This is a genomic window from Pedobacter sp. N36a (assembly GCF_014472395.1).
In the GTDB taxonomy this organism is placed as follows: domain Bacteria; phylum Bacteroidota; class Bacteroidia; order Sphingobacteriales; family Sphingobacteriaceae; genus Pedobacter.
Genome location: NZ_JACSZW010000006.1, coordinates 1 through 17,077 on the forward strand (window position 1 = coordinate 1; position 17,077 = coordinate 17,077).

Sequence of the window (17,077 nt, forward strand, 5' to 3'; positions counted from 1 at the left end):
ATCTGGGGCTATATTTTTCTCTTCAAGGTAGATGTTTAGCATCTTACCTTCTTTTTCTACCTGCGTTAATTCAAAATAATCCAGAATACCTTCCGGTAATAATAAACTGATCAGGGTTTGCTCGGCTCGACTCAAAATGAAAATTTTTGTTTGGTTTACGAATGCAAAAGAAAGAATTTATTTCCTTCCCCCCAAGAATTCCGCTTGATCCTAAAGAAGTTCACTTTTGACTGAAGGACGCCTTTAAAATAGCGCATAAATGATACCGTAATGTGAGTTTGGGATTGATCCATTGATCCTGAGTTTGCAGCATTGTGAAATTTTAGGCAAAAAAAAAGCAGTCTTTTCAGACTGCTTTCAAAACTGGGGTGGAATATGGGGCTCGAACCCACGACCCTCGGTACCACAAACCGATGCTCTAACCAACTGAGCTAAAACCACCATGTTTTTTCAACGTTACAAAAGTACGATTAATATTATTTAATGCAAATATTTTTGAAGTTTAACACGGCCTTTTCTTTTAACCAATTCAATTTCAGCATATTTAATTTTCATATTAATATTTATTAGGAATCATAAATTGCATTTAAAGCTTAAAAACATAGATTTGTCCAGATATGATTGAGATTTTTACAGACGGCGCAGCAAGTGGAAACCCCGGACCAGGTGGTTATGGAGTCATTTTACGCTCAGGAAAGCATTATAAGGAATTGAGTGGCGGATTTCGCATGACTACTAATAACCGGATGGAATTACTGGCTGTGATTGAAGGTTTAGAGGCTATTAAAACTCCTGGACAGCAAGTAACTGTAGTCTCCGATTCTAAATATGTGGTAGATTCTGTAGAAAAGAAATGGGTATTTGGTTGGGTGAAGATAGGCTTCAAGGGTAAAAAGAATAAAGACCTCTGGAAGCGCTTCCTGGATGTCTATAAATTGCATGATGTGAAATTCGTATGGATCAAAGGCCACAACGCCCATCCGGAGAATGAACGTTGTGATCAATTGGCCGTGGCGGCAGGAAAAAACAAAGCTGCGCTGGCCATAGATGTAGAGTTTGAAAAAGAGAGAAATAAAGAAACGTTATTGTAACGTTCCTTTATTTTTTATTAACCTACTTGTTTTAATTTTTGTGTAGCGGTGGCATTGACGTTCTTCTCCGCAGAAAATTCGGACATCATTCCTTCTGCCATATTGACCATCTCCTTAGAGCCGATGAAAATAGAACTGCGCTGGTGTAATTCCGTAGGTTCGATATCAAGGATTCTGTTGAAGCCGTCGGAAGCCACACCGCCAGCCTGCTCAACGATGAAAGCCATCGGATTACATTCGTATAACAGTCTTAATTTTCCATTTGGTGAGCTTGCCGTAGTAGGGTAGATGTATATACCGCCTTTAATCAAGTTTCTATGAATATCACCAACCATGGAACCAATATATCTGGAGGTATAAGGTCTATTGGTTTCTTCATCGTGAACCTGTACATATTTCAGGTATTTTTTTACACCTTCAGGGAAGTGCACGTAGTTTCCTTCATTTAAAGAATAGATGTTTCCACCATCAGGAATGGTCATGTTAGGGTGAGATAAGCAGAATTCTCCAATTGAAGGATCGAGGGTGAAACCGTTTACGCCTTTCCCTGTGGTGTATACTAACATGGTAGAAGAGCCGTAAATTACGTATCCTGCAGCCACCTGCTGCGTACCTTTTTGTAATACATCTGCCAGGGTTGCTTCTCCTTCAACGGATTTTCGGCGATAAATGGAGAATATCGTTCCGACAGCTACATTACAATCAATATTTGACGAGCCATCTAGAGGGTCAATACAGACAATGTATTTAGCGTTTTTAGAGACAGGCGAATCTATGCGTACAAATTCATCTTCCTCTTCGGTGGCTACAATACAGCATTCTCCGCCACTGGTTAATGCGCTGATAAATTGAATGTTGGCAAAAACATCTAGTTTCTTTTGGCCTTCGCCCTGAATGTTGACTGTTCCGGCATCTCCTAGGATATCTACTAAACCAGCCTTGTTGACCTCCCTGTTCACAATTTTAGCTGCGATTCCTATATCCCGAAGCAATCTGGAGAGTTCTCCTTTTGCGTATGAAAAATCAGCTTGTTTTTCAATGATAAATTGGCCTAGTGTTTTGATGCCTGACATATTACTTAGTGTATTTTATACGTTATCTATTTCCTATTTCTATGGCCTCTAAGGTATGGATTTTTTCGTCTGAAATACAAAATCTGATTAATGTTTTAACCTTGTGCCAGCCTGAATTTCCTGCTGCACCGGGATTTATGTGGAGACAATTGATTTTTGGATCAAACATTACTTTCAGAATATGTGAGTGTCCAGTGATGAATAGCATAGGGGGCTTAGTGTATATTTCACGCTTTATATTTGGGGCGTATTTTCCGGGATATCCACCGATATGGGTCATCCATACATCTACTTTTTCACAGTTAAATCTGAGGTGTTCCGGGTACTCTGCACGGATTTCTTTGCCGTCAATATTTCCATAAACCCCTTTAAGTGGTTTAAATGCAGCAAGTCGCTCTGCTACGTCCGGACCAAAGTCGCCGGCATGCCAGATTTCATCGCATTCGTCGAAGTGTTTGAAGACGGCATCGTCAAGAAAACCGTGTGTATCAGAAAGAAGTCCTATTTTTTTCAAAGTATAGTTTTTGTTGTCTATACAAAGCTATGTATATTGAAGAGGAGATCCATAAAAAACGGAGGAAAGAATCCAGGACGGGCTTGGAAAGAGAGGTTTTAAAGAACCCGAAAAAAACCCGTAAATAATTAAGTGTAATCCTTAAAAGGCCAGAAAAAAATCTTTTAACAATGTTTTATAAGCAGGAGTATGGACGCCTTTAGATTCGTAAATGTAAAAGGTTTCCGAAGTTGAAGGCGCTGTTTTTTGTTTTGATAAACAAATGATGTGACGAATTACTGGTCTGCTTTGATCAGAACAAACGGCTATGCGCCTTTGAAGTGATAATCCGTACGAAGCAGCGCTTTCTACAAGAAGTTCTGCCTGTTTTACCGGTAAGATCAGCCAGAAAGAGCCTTTGTCAGTCAATATTTCGTTTGCTTTTTGAACTAGGGATTCGAAGAACTCTTCATCTGCATGCCTGGCAATACCTTTTCTGGTCTCCGGATTTTTCAAATCATTAACGAAGAATGGAGGATTAGATACTATCAAATCGTATTTTTTTGTCGTTTGATAGTCGGCGATTGGGCTAAGATGTGCTTTGTTGCGTGTGGCGAATTTTGAATTTGCAAAATTATTAATAGCAGCATTTGCTGCGGATTCATCAATTTCTACTGCATCAACCTGTGCTTCCGGGAAGCGCTGCGCCAACATCATGGCGATAACGCCTGTTCCAGTACCAATATCTAGTATATATTCAGGACGTTCTTGAACCACCATGGCACCTAACAATACTCCGTCGGTGTTGATTTTCATGGCACAGCCGGACTGATTGACTTCAAATTCCTTAAATTTAAAAATACTGCCCATGATGGTAATTGATTGATATAAAAGTAACTGTAAAACTGATTTGAGGGATTGGAAACGCGGTAAAGATAAAAAAATACATTTATTTCATTGAAGTATTGGGAAATCAAATTTTAATGTTACTTTTGTGGCCTTGAAAAAACATGGTGGTTTTAGCTCAGTTGGTTAGAGCATCGGTTTGTGGTACCGAGGGTCGTGGGTTCGAGCCCCATATTCCACCCCAAATGGGACGGAGTCTTTAAAAGAGACTTTCGTCCCATTTTTTTTACCTGTAACTCTTTGTTCTTCTGGTAGATGAGTTCGGCTGCTAAATTCATTGAGGGTGTTCGATACCTGCCTCCATCAAAGGTCAGTTTCTCTGGGTACAACATCCCTACTAGGTATCTTTTACCCTCTACGTCAGCTTTTTCATAAAATTGGTCCAATAAGCGTCAGCTGTTCATTGCTTCTTCGGCTCTAGGCTTTATATCCAAAATAGTGTGGTTTTCTGCGTCGAGATCACTTAATCTTGCTTCTAGTCTGGTTGTTTTCTCATTACATTGATCCTTTATTACTCTGTAATCAGTGGCTTCAATGTCGCTATTCAGCAAAAGTTCCCTTGCAGTGTCAATACGGTTAGTTTGAGCGTTAATGTCCCGAATGTAATCTTTACGTTCTTCACCTACTGATTTGGTGGATATTCCGGAGCATACTGACCACCTCATTTTCATTAACTATTAGAGTTACCCCAGAAAAATGAATTAATATCTGACTTCAAAATCTCCATTTTTTATTGTGATTGAATCTCTAAGATCTTTTACGTTATACAAAACCCCACTCAATGTTCCTCGGACAACTGGAGTCAAACTTTCATTGGGGAAATCATACTTTGTTATTTTAATTTCGAAAGGTTTTTTAGCCTTATTAGCTGAGTATATGGTTTCATTATTGAAATCGTCATATTTTTTTAAATAAATATATGTACTTAAGCTTTTTTCAAAAAAATCAGCTTTATCGATATGATAGGTATTTTTTTTAATGTCAAAAATTTGAAAATTTAATTCTGCATTCACTTTCAGTGCTTCTTTAGGGAGAATAGTTTTAATGGTGTACATTTCAATTTGATCCCAATTACTCATACCTACTCCTGTCCAGGAGCCCTTAAACAGGCTTCTGTCCTTGCTGAGGGAGTTTTGGATGGTAATTGATTTGCTGCCAATTACCGCACTAAAATACTGAGTGTACTCTGTTTCTTCTTTTGTTTGCACTATTTCCTTTTTACAAGAATAGCATATTAACAACACTGTAAAACATAATAGTAATTTTAAATGTGTATTTGTTGTTTTCATAGTGCAGTTGATTTAATTGTGAATGTACAGGGGATATTCAGTTTTTTTAAACATTTATCCCCAGTATTAAAATAATTATCTCATTTTGGGTTCAATAGCTAGATAAATTGTACCGCAACTTACTTCATTAATCGTGTATTTGGTGGTTTGAGTAGGAGTCTCTCCTGGTCTATATACCGGATTCTTAATAATTTCCTTTTTCAGTACCTCTTTTAATATTGTTTAACTATTTAGTTATCACCTTTCAATAGGTTTTTTTATTATTTTAAGATTAACTTAAAACATTTGTAATAAAATTATGATATTAATTATATTAGTAGTGTATTTATTTTTAATAATCGTGCTTTAATGCGATCCAAAGAATACAAAGCGGTGTGCTAAATTCAATTTTTTTATTAAAAGCTTTTTCAGTCGATTAGAAACATGAATGCGAACTAATTGATATACTATTATAGGACCATTTAATGTTTTAAAACTGTCATAGATTTTCTTGTGTCTTAAAGGATGATTTAAAGAAGCTATCTGGTACAAGACAGGGATAAAGGCAGAGATGTTGTTGTGAGACTAAACCTTACTTGTTAAATGAATATCGAAAGGAATTAGTTTCCTCTAATCCCCAAGGAACCATAGAATCTTCCGAGTTTAATGGACAAATTTTCCACAGCCCAAGCACAATAAATTTCTTTACAAAAATTATCTAGTAAGTAAGGACGGACTACACCCTCATGGATATTTATTCATTTTCGATAAATGATCCAATAAAGTTGCAATATGCAAATGGTGAAATCATCGGAAGAGAATATCATTTATTAATTCAAATAGGGAAGTTACAGATGAAAGAAGGTAACTGATATGGTTGACACTCTAGTAGGCAATTTTTTGATTATAAAATTGATTGCAGTTATGCGCATGCGACTAAAACATACTAGGATGGCAAAAGCCGCTCCGAAATTCGTGGATCTATCTCCAATATTTTCCCCTTTAGGTTCGCTACACGCGTCAAATTGTACATAAAATCCGTCGACAAAAGAAAGGAGCTCCAACCCTGTTTTGAAAGCAGTCTGAAAAGGCTGCTTTTTTTTGCCTAAAGTTTTCTTGGCAGAGTAAATAAAGTCAAAACTTATTTAGTGAAGTGCCAAAGGTCGAATTGACTATCAGAAAAGCATGTCCATGCTTTAAATTGGTTATGAAATAATAACTTGTGGTTTTTTGATCCGAGACATGTTATTTATTGTCCGTAAACCTTTCTGATATTTGTGTATCTAAGGAAAAGATATAGGACAACATACAGATGAAATAGTAAAATAAATTAATAAAAAGTTATGTTTTTAGATTGTATGTATATTATTTGCTGTAATTTCTACAGGAAAAGAGAAGCAGATATGTTTAAGATTAGTGGTTTGATTTTGTTAGTTGCAGTTTTTATGCTGAATTTCCTATTATTAGCTATTCTTGGATCTGGTTTTAAATGGACAATTGATGATATTTATAATTATAGATTATATATTGTGACAGGCTTTGTGGCCCTTGTCGGATTTATTTTTTACATAAGATATTTTCACATTACTAGTTATGATGAGGTAAATAATAAATTTTATAAATTAAATATTACAATAAGGAACAGGTATTATATTGCAGCATTATGCTATATCATTCTATCAATTCTTTCCACAATTGGATATGCAATTTATCGTGGTGGAGCTATCAATGGATGGTGGTCAATGGGAATTAATCTGCACCATTAGCAATCCTAAGTTTAAAAAAAAGCGGTATTTTCAAACTGCTTTTTTTTATACTGTGATTTTTTCTACCACCAAAAATCTGAATGACTTTTCTTTAAATACCAATACTGAGCTATTTGAAATTTTGAGAATATAATCTGTTATCTTTAGATAATTTTTTAAGTATATGTCAGCAAAAGATATTGAATTAACAGGTGTAAAGGAAATTGCAAGAAGGGCTAACGTTTCAATTGGAACCGTTGATCGTGTGATCCATGATCGTAAGGGGGTATCACAAAATACGAAGGATAAGGTTAATGCAATTATTAAAGAGCTCGATTATCAGCCTAACATCCTGGCAAGAAGACTGGCTTCTAAAAAGCAGGTTATTTTCGCTGTCCTGATTCCAAAGGTTTCACAAGAAACAAATTACTGGGAGGCACCGCTTCTTGGTATTGACCAGGCAGGAGCGGAGATCAGTCCCTACGGCATTACCTTGCAGAAATATTTATTTGATGTGAATGATAAAAACTCTTTCCTGGAGCAGGTCAAACAGATCGATCTTTCCATGGTACAAGGAGTGCTTTTGGCACCAAGTTTTATTGAAGAGTCTGAACGTTTCGTGAAAAAGCTTGAAACAAGAAAAATACCATATGTATTTATCAACTCAGATATACAGGGACACGACAGCTTAAGTTATTTTGGCCCGGATCTTTACCAAAGTGGTTACTTATCTGCCCATCTGATGAAATACCTTGTTAAAAAGGAAGAGGAGATTTTAATCGTTAACATTTCACAGGAAATAGATAACCAGCATCACTTGTTGCGTAAAGAGCAAGGTTTTAGAAACTATTTTTCGGATAAAAAACTTGAAAATACAATCCTAAAAATTGATATCAAACAGACAGACTATACCTATATCAGCAACTCAATGGAAGAGGTCTTAAAAAAACACAACATTGTTGCTATTTTCGTCACCAATTCAAGGGTTTCAACGGTAGCTAAATATTTGTCAACGACTGGAGATCAGCATAGAATTTTAATAGGATTTGATTATACCAAAGAAAACCTGAATTTCCTTAAAGAAGGTGATATTGATTTTCTGATCTGTCAGAAGCCCAGGGAGCAGGGGTATAAAGGGCTAATGGCATTATACCAATTTGTAGTGCATGCTAAGATTGGAGAAAAAAATAACTTTATGCCAATCGATATCATTACAAACGAGAACTGCGATTTCTACCTCAATTAAACCGCTCATTTCATTCTTACTCGCTTCAAAAACAAAGTAAAATTCTTCAGCTAATTTGGAATTCACAATAATGTTTTGTTTATTCGTGTACGTTAACGTTAAGCACGATAAACCATATGGACAAGAAGACTTATAATAAATCCTTATATATCATCGCGGTACTTTTTTTTGTTTTCGGTTTTGTGACCTGGATAAATGCAATGCTTATTCCATACTTCAAAATCTGCTGCGAGCTCAATAACCTCGAGTCTTATTTTGTAGCTTTTGCTTTTTATATTTCTTATTTATTCATCTCCTTTCCCGCTTCAATACTGCTCAAAAAATATGGTTTTAAGAATGGTATGATGATCGGTTTTTTTGTGATGGCTGTTGGGGCATTTATGTTTGTGCCCGCTGCACTATTACGGAATTACCTATTGTTTTTGGTTGGTCTGTTTACGCTAGGGGCAGGCCTGGCAGTTTTGCAAACAGCGGCAAATCCTTACGTCACTATATTAGGTCCGAAAAATAGTGCAGCAATGAGGTTTAGTATAATGGGAATCTGCAATAAGTTTGCAGGAATCCTTGCTCCATTACTTTTTGCCGCGGTGGTACTCCAATCTTCAGATCAGGTATTATTTGAACAAATAAAGTCCTTGGGAGCCGCAGAGCGGGCACCGATTCTAGATGAATTGATCAGGCGGGTTATTGTTCCTTATTTATGCGTTGGTGGAATCCTGGTTTTACTAGGTTTTCTGGTACGTTTTTCTTCTCTGCCGGAGATGAATACGGAGCAGGAAGATGAGCTGACCGCAGCAACGAATAAAGGGAAGCGCAACATCTTTCAATTTCCACACCTGGTTTTAGGTGCAATTGCCATATTTGTTCATGTAGGTTCGCAAGTAATTGCGGTGGATACCATCATCGGATATGCTCATTCCATGGATATTTCTCTTTTAGAAGCAAAGGTGTTTCCTTCCTACACACTTGCCGCAACCATTGCGGGGTACCTTCTGGGAATTTCGCTGATTCCAAAATATCTTTCTCAGATTTTTGCCTTGCGTGCATGTATCATTTTCGGTGTCATATTTACTTTATGTATCGTTTTCTGCAATGGCAGCGTGACGATATTAGGCCATAAGGCGGATATATCTATATGGTTCATTGTATTACTCGGCTTTGCAAATTCAATGATATGGGCTGGAATCTGGCCATTGTCTATGGATCGATTGGGGCGTTTTATAAAAATCGGCGCTGCAATCCTGATCATGGGGCTTTCCGGAAATGCTGTTATGCCCCTATTATATGGTCACCTGGCCGATATCTATGGGTTGCAGAATGCCTATTTAGTGCTTTTGCCATGTTATGTCTACCTGCTATTTTATGCATACAAGGGTTACAAACTCGAGCGCTGGGTTAGCTAATGTTAAATCACCTTTATTATTTGGTATAAAATTTCAAAATGAACTTAAACATCTTTTATCTCCATGAAGATTCCAATGCCTCTCCAGAACAGCTTTCAGAAAAATTAGCTGCCTTTCCCAGACAGCAATTAACCAATGACTCCTGGCCGGATATCGCTACAATTTGTACCGCCGATTTTACAATTGCCTACAGGAAGCAAGAGATCCTGTTAAAATTCAGGATCTATAATGATTATTTCCGCTCGATAAAAAGACCGATTAATACTGAAGTGCATTTCGATAACTGTGTAGAATTTTTTATTGCGTTTGACCAGTCTGATCAATATTATAATATCGAGTTTAATTGTCTTGGGATTGGAAAAATAGCTTATGGCAGCCAAAAGGATAAAAGAACCTTATTGCAGGAGTCTGCTGTGCAGAAAATTCATACCTGGGTTGAATCAGATGCTCAAGGAGCGGAGTTCAACTGGGAGATGATGATGAGGATACCTGCAGAAGTCTTTGTATTCCATCAGATTCAAAGTTTTGAAGGCATTAGCGCAAAAGCTAATTTTTATAAATGCGGGGACGAATTGCCAAGTCCACATTTCTTGTGTTGGAATAAGATTGTCTCAGCAACCCCTGATTTTCATAGCCCGGACTATTTTGGAACCATTCAGTTTATGCCTTCGCAAACAGAATTAGGTACTTTTAAATGATAAAGATGTTTTTTTTGAAATAAATTCGTGTACGTACCCGTATATTTAATATATTAGCATTTAGATAGTTGTGATACTTGTGCTACTGGGTTTCTATCTGTCATTTACTAACCAAAACTAACCAAAACAAGATGAAGAAATTTTTACTTTTACTGCCATTGATATGGACTTGTAAGCAAGATGTGGCTGCTTTCAGAAAAGAGAAACTACCAGACAGTGCTGTGATATCGACATCAACACCGACTGCACCTACAACTTTAAAATTTGCCGGATATACCTGGATCATTAAAAGTGGAACTGGATTGGGACCCGGACCTAATTCCTGGGGCGAACGCAATGCCTGGGTAGATGCAGCTGGATTACTTCACCTTAAACTTTCTTATGATGAGGCAACCTCGAAATGGTTATGTGCAGGGATTACCTCGAAGGAGAGTTTTGGACATGGTACTTACCAATGGCAGGTTCAAGGCCCAGCGAGTACACTAGATAAAAATGTAGTAGCAGGGCTTTTTCATTATTCTGGTCCTGATGGATTTAATGAACTGGACGTAGAATTTGCACGTTGGGGAGAGGCAGCTAAACCTAATGTAAATTATAGCGTTTACCCGGCAGCTGGAAGCAAAGGAAAGCAGCAGCGCATCACGACAGAATGGAAACAATCTGGTGGCACGGCGAGTACACACCGCTATACCTGGACCGATCAATCTGTTGTAGTTAAAAGTATGAACGGTTTCTACAACGACGATACAAATATGTTTTTTACACATACTTTTCTGCCTCCTTCAGCAGTAATACCGACAGAAAAAATGCCAGTTAAAATGAATCTCTGGTGTTTCCGTGGGATGCCGCCAAGTGATGGAAAGGAAGTAGAGCTGGTCATTAGAAGTTTTAAATTTACACCAGCTCCCTAATAAAAATTTTTTGACTTTTAATCGTGTACGTAAACGTTTTATTGTCCTTAGTTTAGTAATTTACAACACCTAAGTAGGAGAGGTCAGCGCCGTTATCGGTGATGCCGATCTAATATATCAACCAAATAAAACCGCTAATGAAAAAGATATACTTAATGGCCATGATGGTCGCATTTTCCATGCTCAGTACCTTTGCCCAGGTCAATCCTGATAAAGGGACCGGATTTACTTTAACCGGGCAGGTAACTGATGCAAAAACGAACGAGAGCCTAATAGGTGTTTCAATTCGTGTGCAGGGAACAGATAAAGGTACGGCAACAGATAAAAATGGCAAGTTTAGTCTGGGCGTAAATCCTGGAGCAGTCATTTTGGTCAGCTATATTGGTTATCAGAATCAGACTGTCAATGTCGGAGATCGTAAAAACTTGGATATCAAACTTGCTGAAAGCGGCAAGCAACTTTCTGAAGTCACCATTAATGTGGGCTACGGTACTCAGAAGGTTAAAGAAGTAACTGGGGCTGTCGGTTCAATTTCAGCTAAGCAGATGGATAACCATGCGCTGGGGGATGTAAACTCGAGTCTTCAGGGAAAGATTGCCGGACTTCAGATTACCAGTAATTCCGGTGAACCAGGTGCTGGTGCCACAGTTAGAATTCGTGGAGCCTCTTCAGTAAATGGAAGCAGTCAGCCTCTATATATTGTAGATGGTGTGCCCATCAACGCCGATACTTATGGTGGTGGATTGGTAGATGATGCCTCTACTTTCAGTCCTTTGGCAGATTTGAACCCCCAAGATATAGAATCGGTAGAAGTATTGAAAGACGGAACAGCATCCATATATGGTTCCAGAGCATCTAACGGTGTAATTATCATCACTACTAAAAGTGGAAAAAATTCTAAGAAGCCTGAGATACAGTTCTCCGCTAATGGAAGTATTGCTGATATCACCAGAAAAATTGGCGTGCTGAATGCGCCGCAATTCAGAAGTGCATTTATAGATGCGATCTATAATTTTACAGGAGCACAGACCACTAAAGTTTCTGTGATAGATTCCCTGCATCCGTATTATAATAAGTCTAACAATTGGCAGGATCTGATGTATCGTACCGCGTATCAGTATAAAGCTGATGTGAGTGTCAAAGGCGCTTCTAAAGACAACAACATGAATTATTTTGTTAGCGCGGGCTATAAAGATATAGACCCTATCATCATCAATACTAAATTTAAGCAGGCTTACGGTTCTGCAAAGGTTTATTATACAGTCAATAAAACCATTTCTGGAAATACGAACTTCAATGTATCCACTAATGATTACAATAGAATACTCAGCGGACTCAGTAACCAGAGTGCGATTTATCAGGCGCTAAGTACCATGCCTGTTTATTCCCCTTACGATCCGATCACCGGACAGCTGATCCCGCTTTTAGAAGGAAGTAAGCCCAATCCGATTGCCATCTCTGAGCTGGCAGCCAATAAAATAAATAGGTGGAGGATGTTTGGAAATCAGGATCTGAGGTTTAAAATTATGAAAGGTCTGGAATTCAAAACTACCTTAGGCTTTGATTATTCGAATACCGAGGAAACAAATTTCACTCCCCAAACACTCTTGCCGCAGGGGCAGATCAGTTCCTCATACCTGACTACAGGGAAAAACTATTCCTTAATTAATGAGAATACTTTAAACTACAGGACCACCCTGTCTAAAGATCATAACCTAACTTTTCTGCTTGGACAGTCTTATCAGAAATTCACAGACAATACGGTCAATGTGATCGGCAGGGGCCTGATTGATGCAACCATTACCTCTATAAATGGTACCTCAGTAGTTTCACTTTACAATCAGAACATCGAAGAACATAGCTTGCTTTCTTACTTTGCCAGGGCAAATTATGATTACAAAGGAAAGTACCTTTTCTCTGCGGTGATGAGAGCAGATGGTTCTTCAAGGTTTGGAGCGGATAATAGATTTGGATATTTCCCTTCATTCTCGGCCGGATGGAGATTGTCGGAGGAAGATTGGTTTAAAAAAATCAGCTTTGTTTCAGATGCAAAAATCCGGGGAAGCTATGGTGTAACGGGTAACCAGTCTATTGGGAACTATGCCTGGCAGGGATCACTGACTAATGTAGGTACTTATTTAGGAAATGTAGCCATCGTTTCCAACGGAGTTCCAAACGCATCTTTAAAATGGGAAACGACGAAACAATCCAACTTAGGTGTTGATCTGTCCTTTCTGAATGATAGAATTCGCTTCACTGCGGATGCTTATCTGAAAAAGACAACAGGGCTGTTATTTGATGTTGCTGTTCCGGGAACCACAGGTTATTCGACTGTTCCTGCCAACTTCGGCAGTTTAGAAAATAAAGGACTTGAATTTACACTTTCCACAGTTAATATAGATAAGGAGTTCAAATGGAATTCTACGTTCACCTTCTCGTTAAACAGAAATAAGGTACTTTCTCTTCCTGGCAATCAGGATTATCGCCCAAACATTTATAATATGGCAAGGGTTGGTGAAGCTGCAGGAGTGTTTTATGGACTTAAAGCCATGGGTGTATACGCTTATGATACAGATAATGTTTATAAGCGCGATGCTGGTGGGGCTGTGGTGCCTTATCGTCAGGGCTCTGCAAATGGATCGATCTATAAAGGTGGCGATGTCATCTGGGAGGATGTAAATGGTGATGGTATCATCAACGATTCCGATTTGCAGGTAATTGGAGATCCCAACCCTGATTTTACAGGAGGCTTCCAAAATGAATTCAGCTACAAAAACTTTACGCTTTCTACATTGATCACGTACAGTTTTGGTAACGACGTGTTTAATGAGGTGAAAAGAAATCTCGACGCGACACCTTATGATCAGAATTTTACCACAGATCAACTGAGGAGATGGAGAAAGCCAGGTGATGTAACTGATGTTCCAAGATTGGTGAAAACTGATCCGATGCTGAACAATGCCATCTCCAGTAGATTTGTAGAAGATGGCTCGTTTATCAGGATTCAAAATGTTGCGCTTAATTATAGAATTCCAGCAAAAACTTTAAGCAGGTTAAAAGTAAACAATGCTACTGTAGGGTTCTCGGTAGTTAACCTGTTCACCTTTGGTTCCTACACAGGTTATGATCCCGAAGTCAGCTCCTCAACTAATGCACTTGCGGTGGGTGTAGACCGAGGATCTTTCCCAAGAACAAGAACATATAATTTGTCATTGAACTTTAGTCTTTAATATTATGAAACGAAAAGATTATAAAATATACAGCTTCATGCTGATCACATTGATTTTCTTATCCGGCTGTAAGAAGGCATTAGAAATCGATCCGACTACTTCTTATTCCAGTTCCAATTTTTGGACGGAAACCCCTCAGGCAACGGCAGCTTTGTATGGTGCATACAACCTTTTACAAGGAGCTATGGCTCCGGAATCTGTTTTATACGGAGAGGGAAGAGCTGATAATGTGGTGATCAATCCATTGGCATTGAGCTCGCAAACTTTGAACCTGTTAACGAATAACCTAAACTCCAGTCTGCCGATTACAAATTGGAGTGGTATCTATCAAGTGGTGAATCAGAGTAATTTAATTCTAAAGAACACGCGGGAGATGAAGGCGAAAGGATTGTATCTGGGGAAAGATGCGGAATACAATAGTGTGAGAGGGCAGGCCTTCGCCATTCGTGCTTTCTGTTATTTTTACATGACCCGTATCTGGGGAAAATTGCCTGTGGTAACTGAGCCCTTTTTGGACGCAAAACAAAATGTAAGCATTGCACGTTCCGATACTGCTGCGGTGTATGCACAAATCCAGTCAGATCTTGATTCTGCAGCATTAGCGCCAATTCCTGCATCGTATACCACAAGTTCAGCAACCAGAGCTCAATTTACAATGGGAGCAGTGAATGCTTTGTATACTGATTTTTATATGTGGCGTCATCAATATGAGAATGCATTGGTTGCTTCGCAGAAAATCCTGACGAATGCTACTTATGCTCTAGCTTCTCTTTACAGTGCCTCATCAACTATTGATTATAATATAAATCCAGCATTAATTGACAACACTGCTTATGCGCAGATGTTTACTAAAGGGTTTTCTAATGAATCCATATTTGAAATCGATTATAACTTCGCGGAGCGGGCCACGCGGTCATTTTTAATTACAGTTTATGGTGACCTTGGCTTTCAGCCTTTTTTCAAAGCCAGTGGTTACCTGTCCAGTAAGTTCAGTTCAACGGATTTGCGCTCAAAGGTTAATTTCGATACCAATTCAGGTATTGTTAAATTCTTTGAGAAATCGGGTTTCGTTCGCGGTACGCAGGACGACAAGAACATTATCGTTTATCGTTTAGCCGATATCATGCTGTTACGTGCGGAAGCGTTGAATAAAACCGGCAATATTCCCGGAGCAATGGCACTCCTGAATCAAATCAGAGCCAGAGCTGGAGCAACCACTTACACAGAAGCTTCCTACAATGGATTGACTACCGATCAAATAGAAGATCTGATCCTTGACGAACGTGCGAGAGAACTTTGTTACGAAGGAAAACGATGGTTTGACCTGGTACGTACAGGCAAAGCAATTAAAGTAATGGGGCCTATCAATGGATTGAGTCAGACCGAAAATTTCCTTTGGCCATTAAGCCTTACCGAAATCAGGTTAAACCCGCTATTGGATCAAAATTCATATTATCAATAAAAATATTTAAAGATGAAAAAACTAAATCTTTACCCAAAAGTCCTTTTTCTCTGTATGTGTATGCTCACAATTATAGGTTGTGGCAAACTTGAACTATTGAAAAATGAAGATAGTGACGGGGCCGATGCAGGGGCTAACCTCAAGGCTCAAACCATACAGCAGTTTTTACTGGAAGACCACAGCTCAGATTTAACAGAACTGGATCTCTTTGCCTCGGCAGTGAAACGAGCAGGGCTGATGGATATGCTGGGGAAAACGGATGAGCATACCGTGGTCTTCTTAACCAATCCAGGAGTTAAACAACTTTTGGCAACGATAGGTTATTCCAGTGTGAACGATGTACCTCCCGTAATTCTTAAAAACCTGTTGGGTGATCTGATCACCAAAGGCAAATTAAAGTCCATGGATCTTAATATTGATGAGACCAGGAAAATAGAAACCATTAATGGTAACTATATTTATTACTCCAGAAAGTCAAATGCATCCGATCAATATGTGCTGACAATTAACCAGAATCCAACGCTGGGCTCAACAGCAGCCCTGGTAAGGTCGCAGGATCTGGAATTTAACAACGGGGTGGCTCAAGTTACCGCACAGTTTACTTTCTACAGATTGTTAGACGATAAACCAGATCAGGCAGATCCAGGAGGCAATGTGATGACACAAAAAATCAATGTCACTAAAGACGTTTACATTCGTGGTGGTTCTGGCAATTCGAATGCGAATTTCAACGATTTAGCAACCATAGATTTAAAAGCGGTGAGTAATGCTGATGCTACTGTTGGTCGGATTGGCGTCATGCAGTTCCCATTAGAAAAACCAAGCTTTGGCGACAAAATTGGTGCCGCAAAAATGTATGTCTATGTTTACAATACAGGGTTGACACCTACAACCACCTTCTCATTTTCTGCACATTTAGGAGAAAATAAAGATTGGGCGGAAACTGCCATCACCTGGAACAATGCGCCGACTTATAATTCTGTTCCAATTTCCACCTTACCTGTTCCTGGAGGAACTACTGGATGGGTTTCTTTTGATGTGACCTCCGCAGTGAGTCAGCTTTACGCAAATAATCAAACCTTTATCAATGTATTCCTAAAACACAACGTTGATAATTTTATTAAGCTTCGCCCTAGAGAATTTTCTGCAGGAGCTTTCAGTTCCTACCTCAGCATCAGCTCTCCACCACAGACACTGTTGAAGCTCGGCCTGGTAAATGTGCTGAATGTTTCGGCCCTTGACCAGATTGCGCCCTTAACACTGGCTAACCTGAAAATGGAAGGAACAATCGACAATAACATTACTTACACGGTAAAACAGGTTCCAACAGCTGGTTTCTTAGTTAAATATGGGATTCCGCTTGCTGCAAATGCTTCTTTTTCGCAAGCTGATATCGCAAAGGGAGCAATCAAATACCTATACGGAGGATCAGGCAGTACAGATAAAATCGTTTTTGAAGCCAGAGACCATAACGGCGGATACTTTGAATCAGAACTGAGCCTGGAGGTTGCAATTAAATAAACCCTGTCTGGTATTTGCTTAAACCAATAT

The 17,077-nt window shown here is 38.8% G+C and carries 13 protein-coding genes and 2 tRNA genes; 10 read left to right on the forward strand and 5 right to left on the reverse strand.

Going from position 1 to position 17,077, the window contains the following annotated elements; translation table 11 throughout:
* Nucleotides 1-364 precede the first annotated feature (364 nt).
* A tRNA-His gene (locus H9X96_RS13030) sits at nt 365-441 on the reverse strand.
* A gap of 176 nt (nt 442-617) precedes the next feature.
* Between H9X96_RS13030 and rnhA the strand changes: the two genes are divergently transcribed.
* On the forward strand, nt 618-1,091 hold the full coding sequence (gene rnhA, locus H9X96_RS13035) for a ribonuclease HI (RefSeq protein WP_062547419.1): 474 nt from the start codon (nt 618-620) through the stop codon (nt 1,089-1,091).
* A gap of 17 nt (nt 1,092-1,108) precedes the next feature.
* On the opposite strand, the gene fbp is transcribed toward rnhA, so the two are convergent.
* The 3 genes from fbp to H9X96_RS13050 form a co-directional block, all read right to left on the reverse strand.
* Nucleotides 1,109-2,164, reverse strand: a complete 1,056-nt coding sequence (fbp, locus tag H9X96_RS13040; protein WP_187666717.1) for a class 1 fructose-bisphosphatase — start codon at nt 2,162-2,164, stop codon at nt 1,109-1,111.
* Nucleotides 2,165-2,186: 22 nt separating this feature from the next.
* Entirely contained in the window at nt 2,187-2,678 is a 492-nt protein-coding gene (locus tag H9X96_RS13045; protein WP_187666718.1) for a metallophosphoesterase, read from the reverse strand.
* A gap of 141 nt (nt 2,679-2,819) precedes the next feature.
* A complete protein-coding gene (locus tag H9X96_RS13050; RefSeq protein WP_187666719.1) occupies nt 2,820-3,527 on the reverse strand; it encodes a tRNA1(Val) (adenine(37)-N6)-methyltransferase in 708 nt (235 codons plus the stop codon).
* Nucleotides 3,528-3,670: 143 nt separating this feature from the next.
* Here H9X96_RS13050 and H9X96_RS13055 point away from each other — a divergent pair.
* A tRNA-His gene (locus H9X96_RS13055) sits at nt 3,671-3,747 on the forward strand.
* Between the two features lie 517 nt (nt 3,748-4,264).
* Here the strand turns inward: H9X96_RS13055 and H9X96_RS13060 are convergent.
* A complete protein-coding gene (locus H9X96_RS13060; protein WP_187666720.1) occupies nt 4,265-4,852 on the reverse strand; it encodes a DUF5025 domain-containing protein in 588 nt (195 codons plus the stop codon).
* Nucleotides 4,853-6,234: 1,382 nt separating this feature from the next.
* On the opposite strand from H9X96_RS13060, the gene H9X96_RS13065 reads away from it, so the two are divergent.
* From H9X96_RS13065 to H9X96_RS13100, 8 genes are all read left to right on the forward strand, one after another.
* Nucleotides 6,235-6,597 (forward strand): hypothetical protein, encoded by a 363-nt coding sequence (locus H9X96_RS13065; RefSeq protein ID WP_187666721.1) that lies wholly within the window; start codon nt 6,235-6,237, stop codon nt 6,595-6,597.
* A 163-nt stretch (nt 6,598-6,760) separates the two neighbouring features.
* Complete coding sequence (locus tag H9X96_RS13070; RefSeq protein ID WP_187666722.1) at nt 6,761-7,822, forward strand: substrate-binding domain-containing protein; 1,062 nt, start codon at nt 6,761-6,763, stop codon at nt 7,820-7,822.
* Nucleotides 7,823-7,938: 116 nt separating this feature from the next.
* Entirely contained in the window at nt 7,939-9,225 is a 1,287-nt protein-coding gene (locus tag H9X96_RS13075; RefSeq protein ID WP_187666723.1) for a sugar MFS transporter, read from the forward strand.
* 38 nt (nt 9,226-9,263) lie between these two features.
* On the forward strand, nt 9,264-9,923 hold the full coding sequence (locus H9X96_RS13080) for a carbohydrate-binding family 9-like protein (protein WP_187666724.1): 660 nt from the start codon (nt 9,264-9,266) through the stop codon (nt 9,921-9,923).
* A 131-nt stretch (nt 9,924-10,054) separates the two neighbouring features.
* Nucleotides 10,055-10,834, forward strand: a complete 780-nt coding sequence (locus H9X96_RS13085) for a family 16 glycosylhydrolase (RefSeq protein WP_187666725.1) — start codon at nt 10,055-10,057, stop codon at nt 10,832-10,834.
* 137 nt (nt 10,835-10,971) lie between these two features.
* A complete protein-coding gene (locus H9X96_RS13090) occupies nt 10,972-14,064 on the forward strand; it encodes a TonB-dependent receptor (protein WP_187666726.1) in 3,093 nt (1,030 codons plus the stop codon).
* Between the two features lie 4 nt (nt 14,065-14,068).
* Entirely contained in the window at nt 14,069-15,526 is a 1,458-nt protein-coding gene (locus tag H9X96_RS13095; protein ID WP_187666727.1) for a RagB/SusD family nutrient uptake outer membrane protein, read from the forward strand.
* A gap of 12 nt (nt 15,527-15,538) precedes the next feature.
* Nucleotides 15,539-17,047, forward strand: coding sequence for a DNRLRE domain-containing protein (locus tag H9X96_RS13100; protein ID WP_187666728.1), 1,509 nt, complete (start codon nt 15,539-15,541; stop codon nt 17,045-17,047).
* Nucleotides 17,048-17,077: the final 30 nt, after the last annotated feature.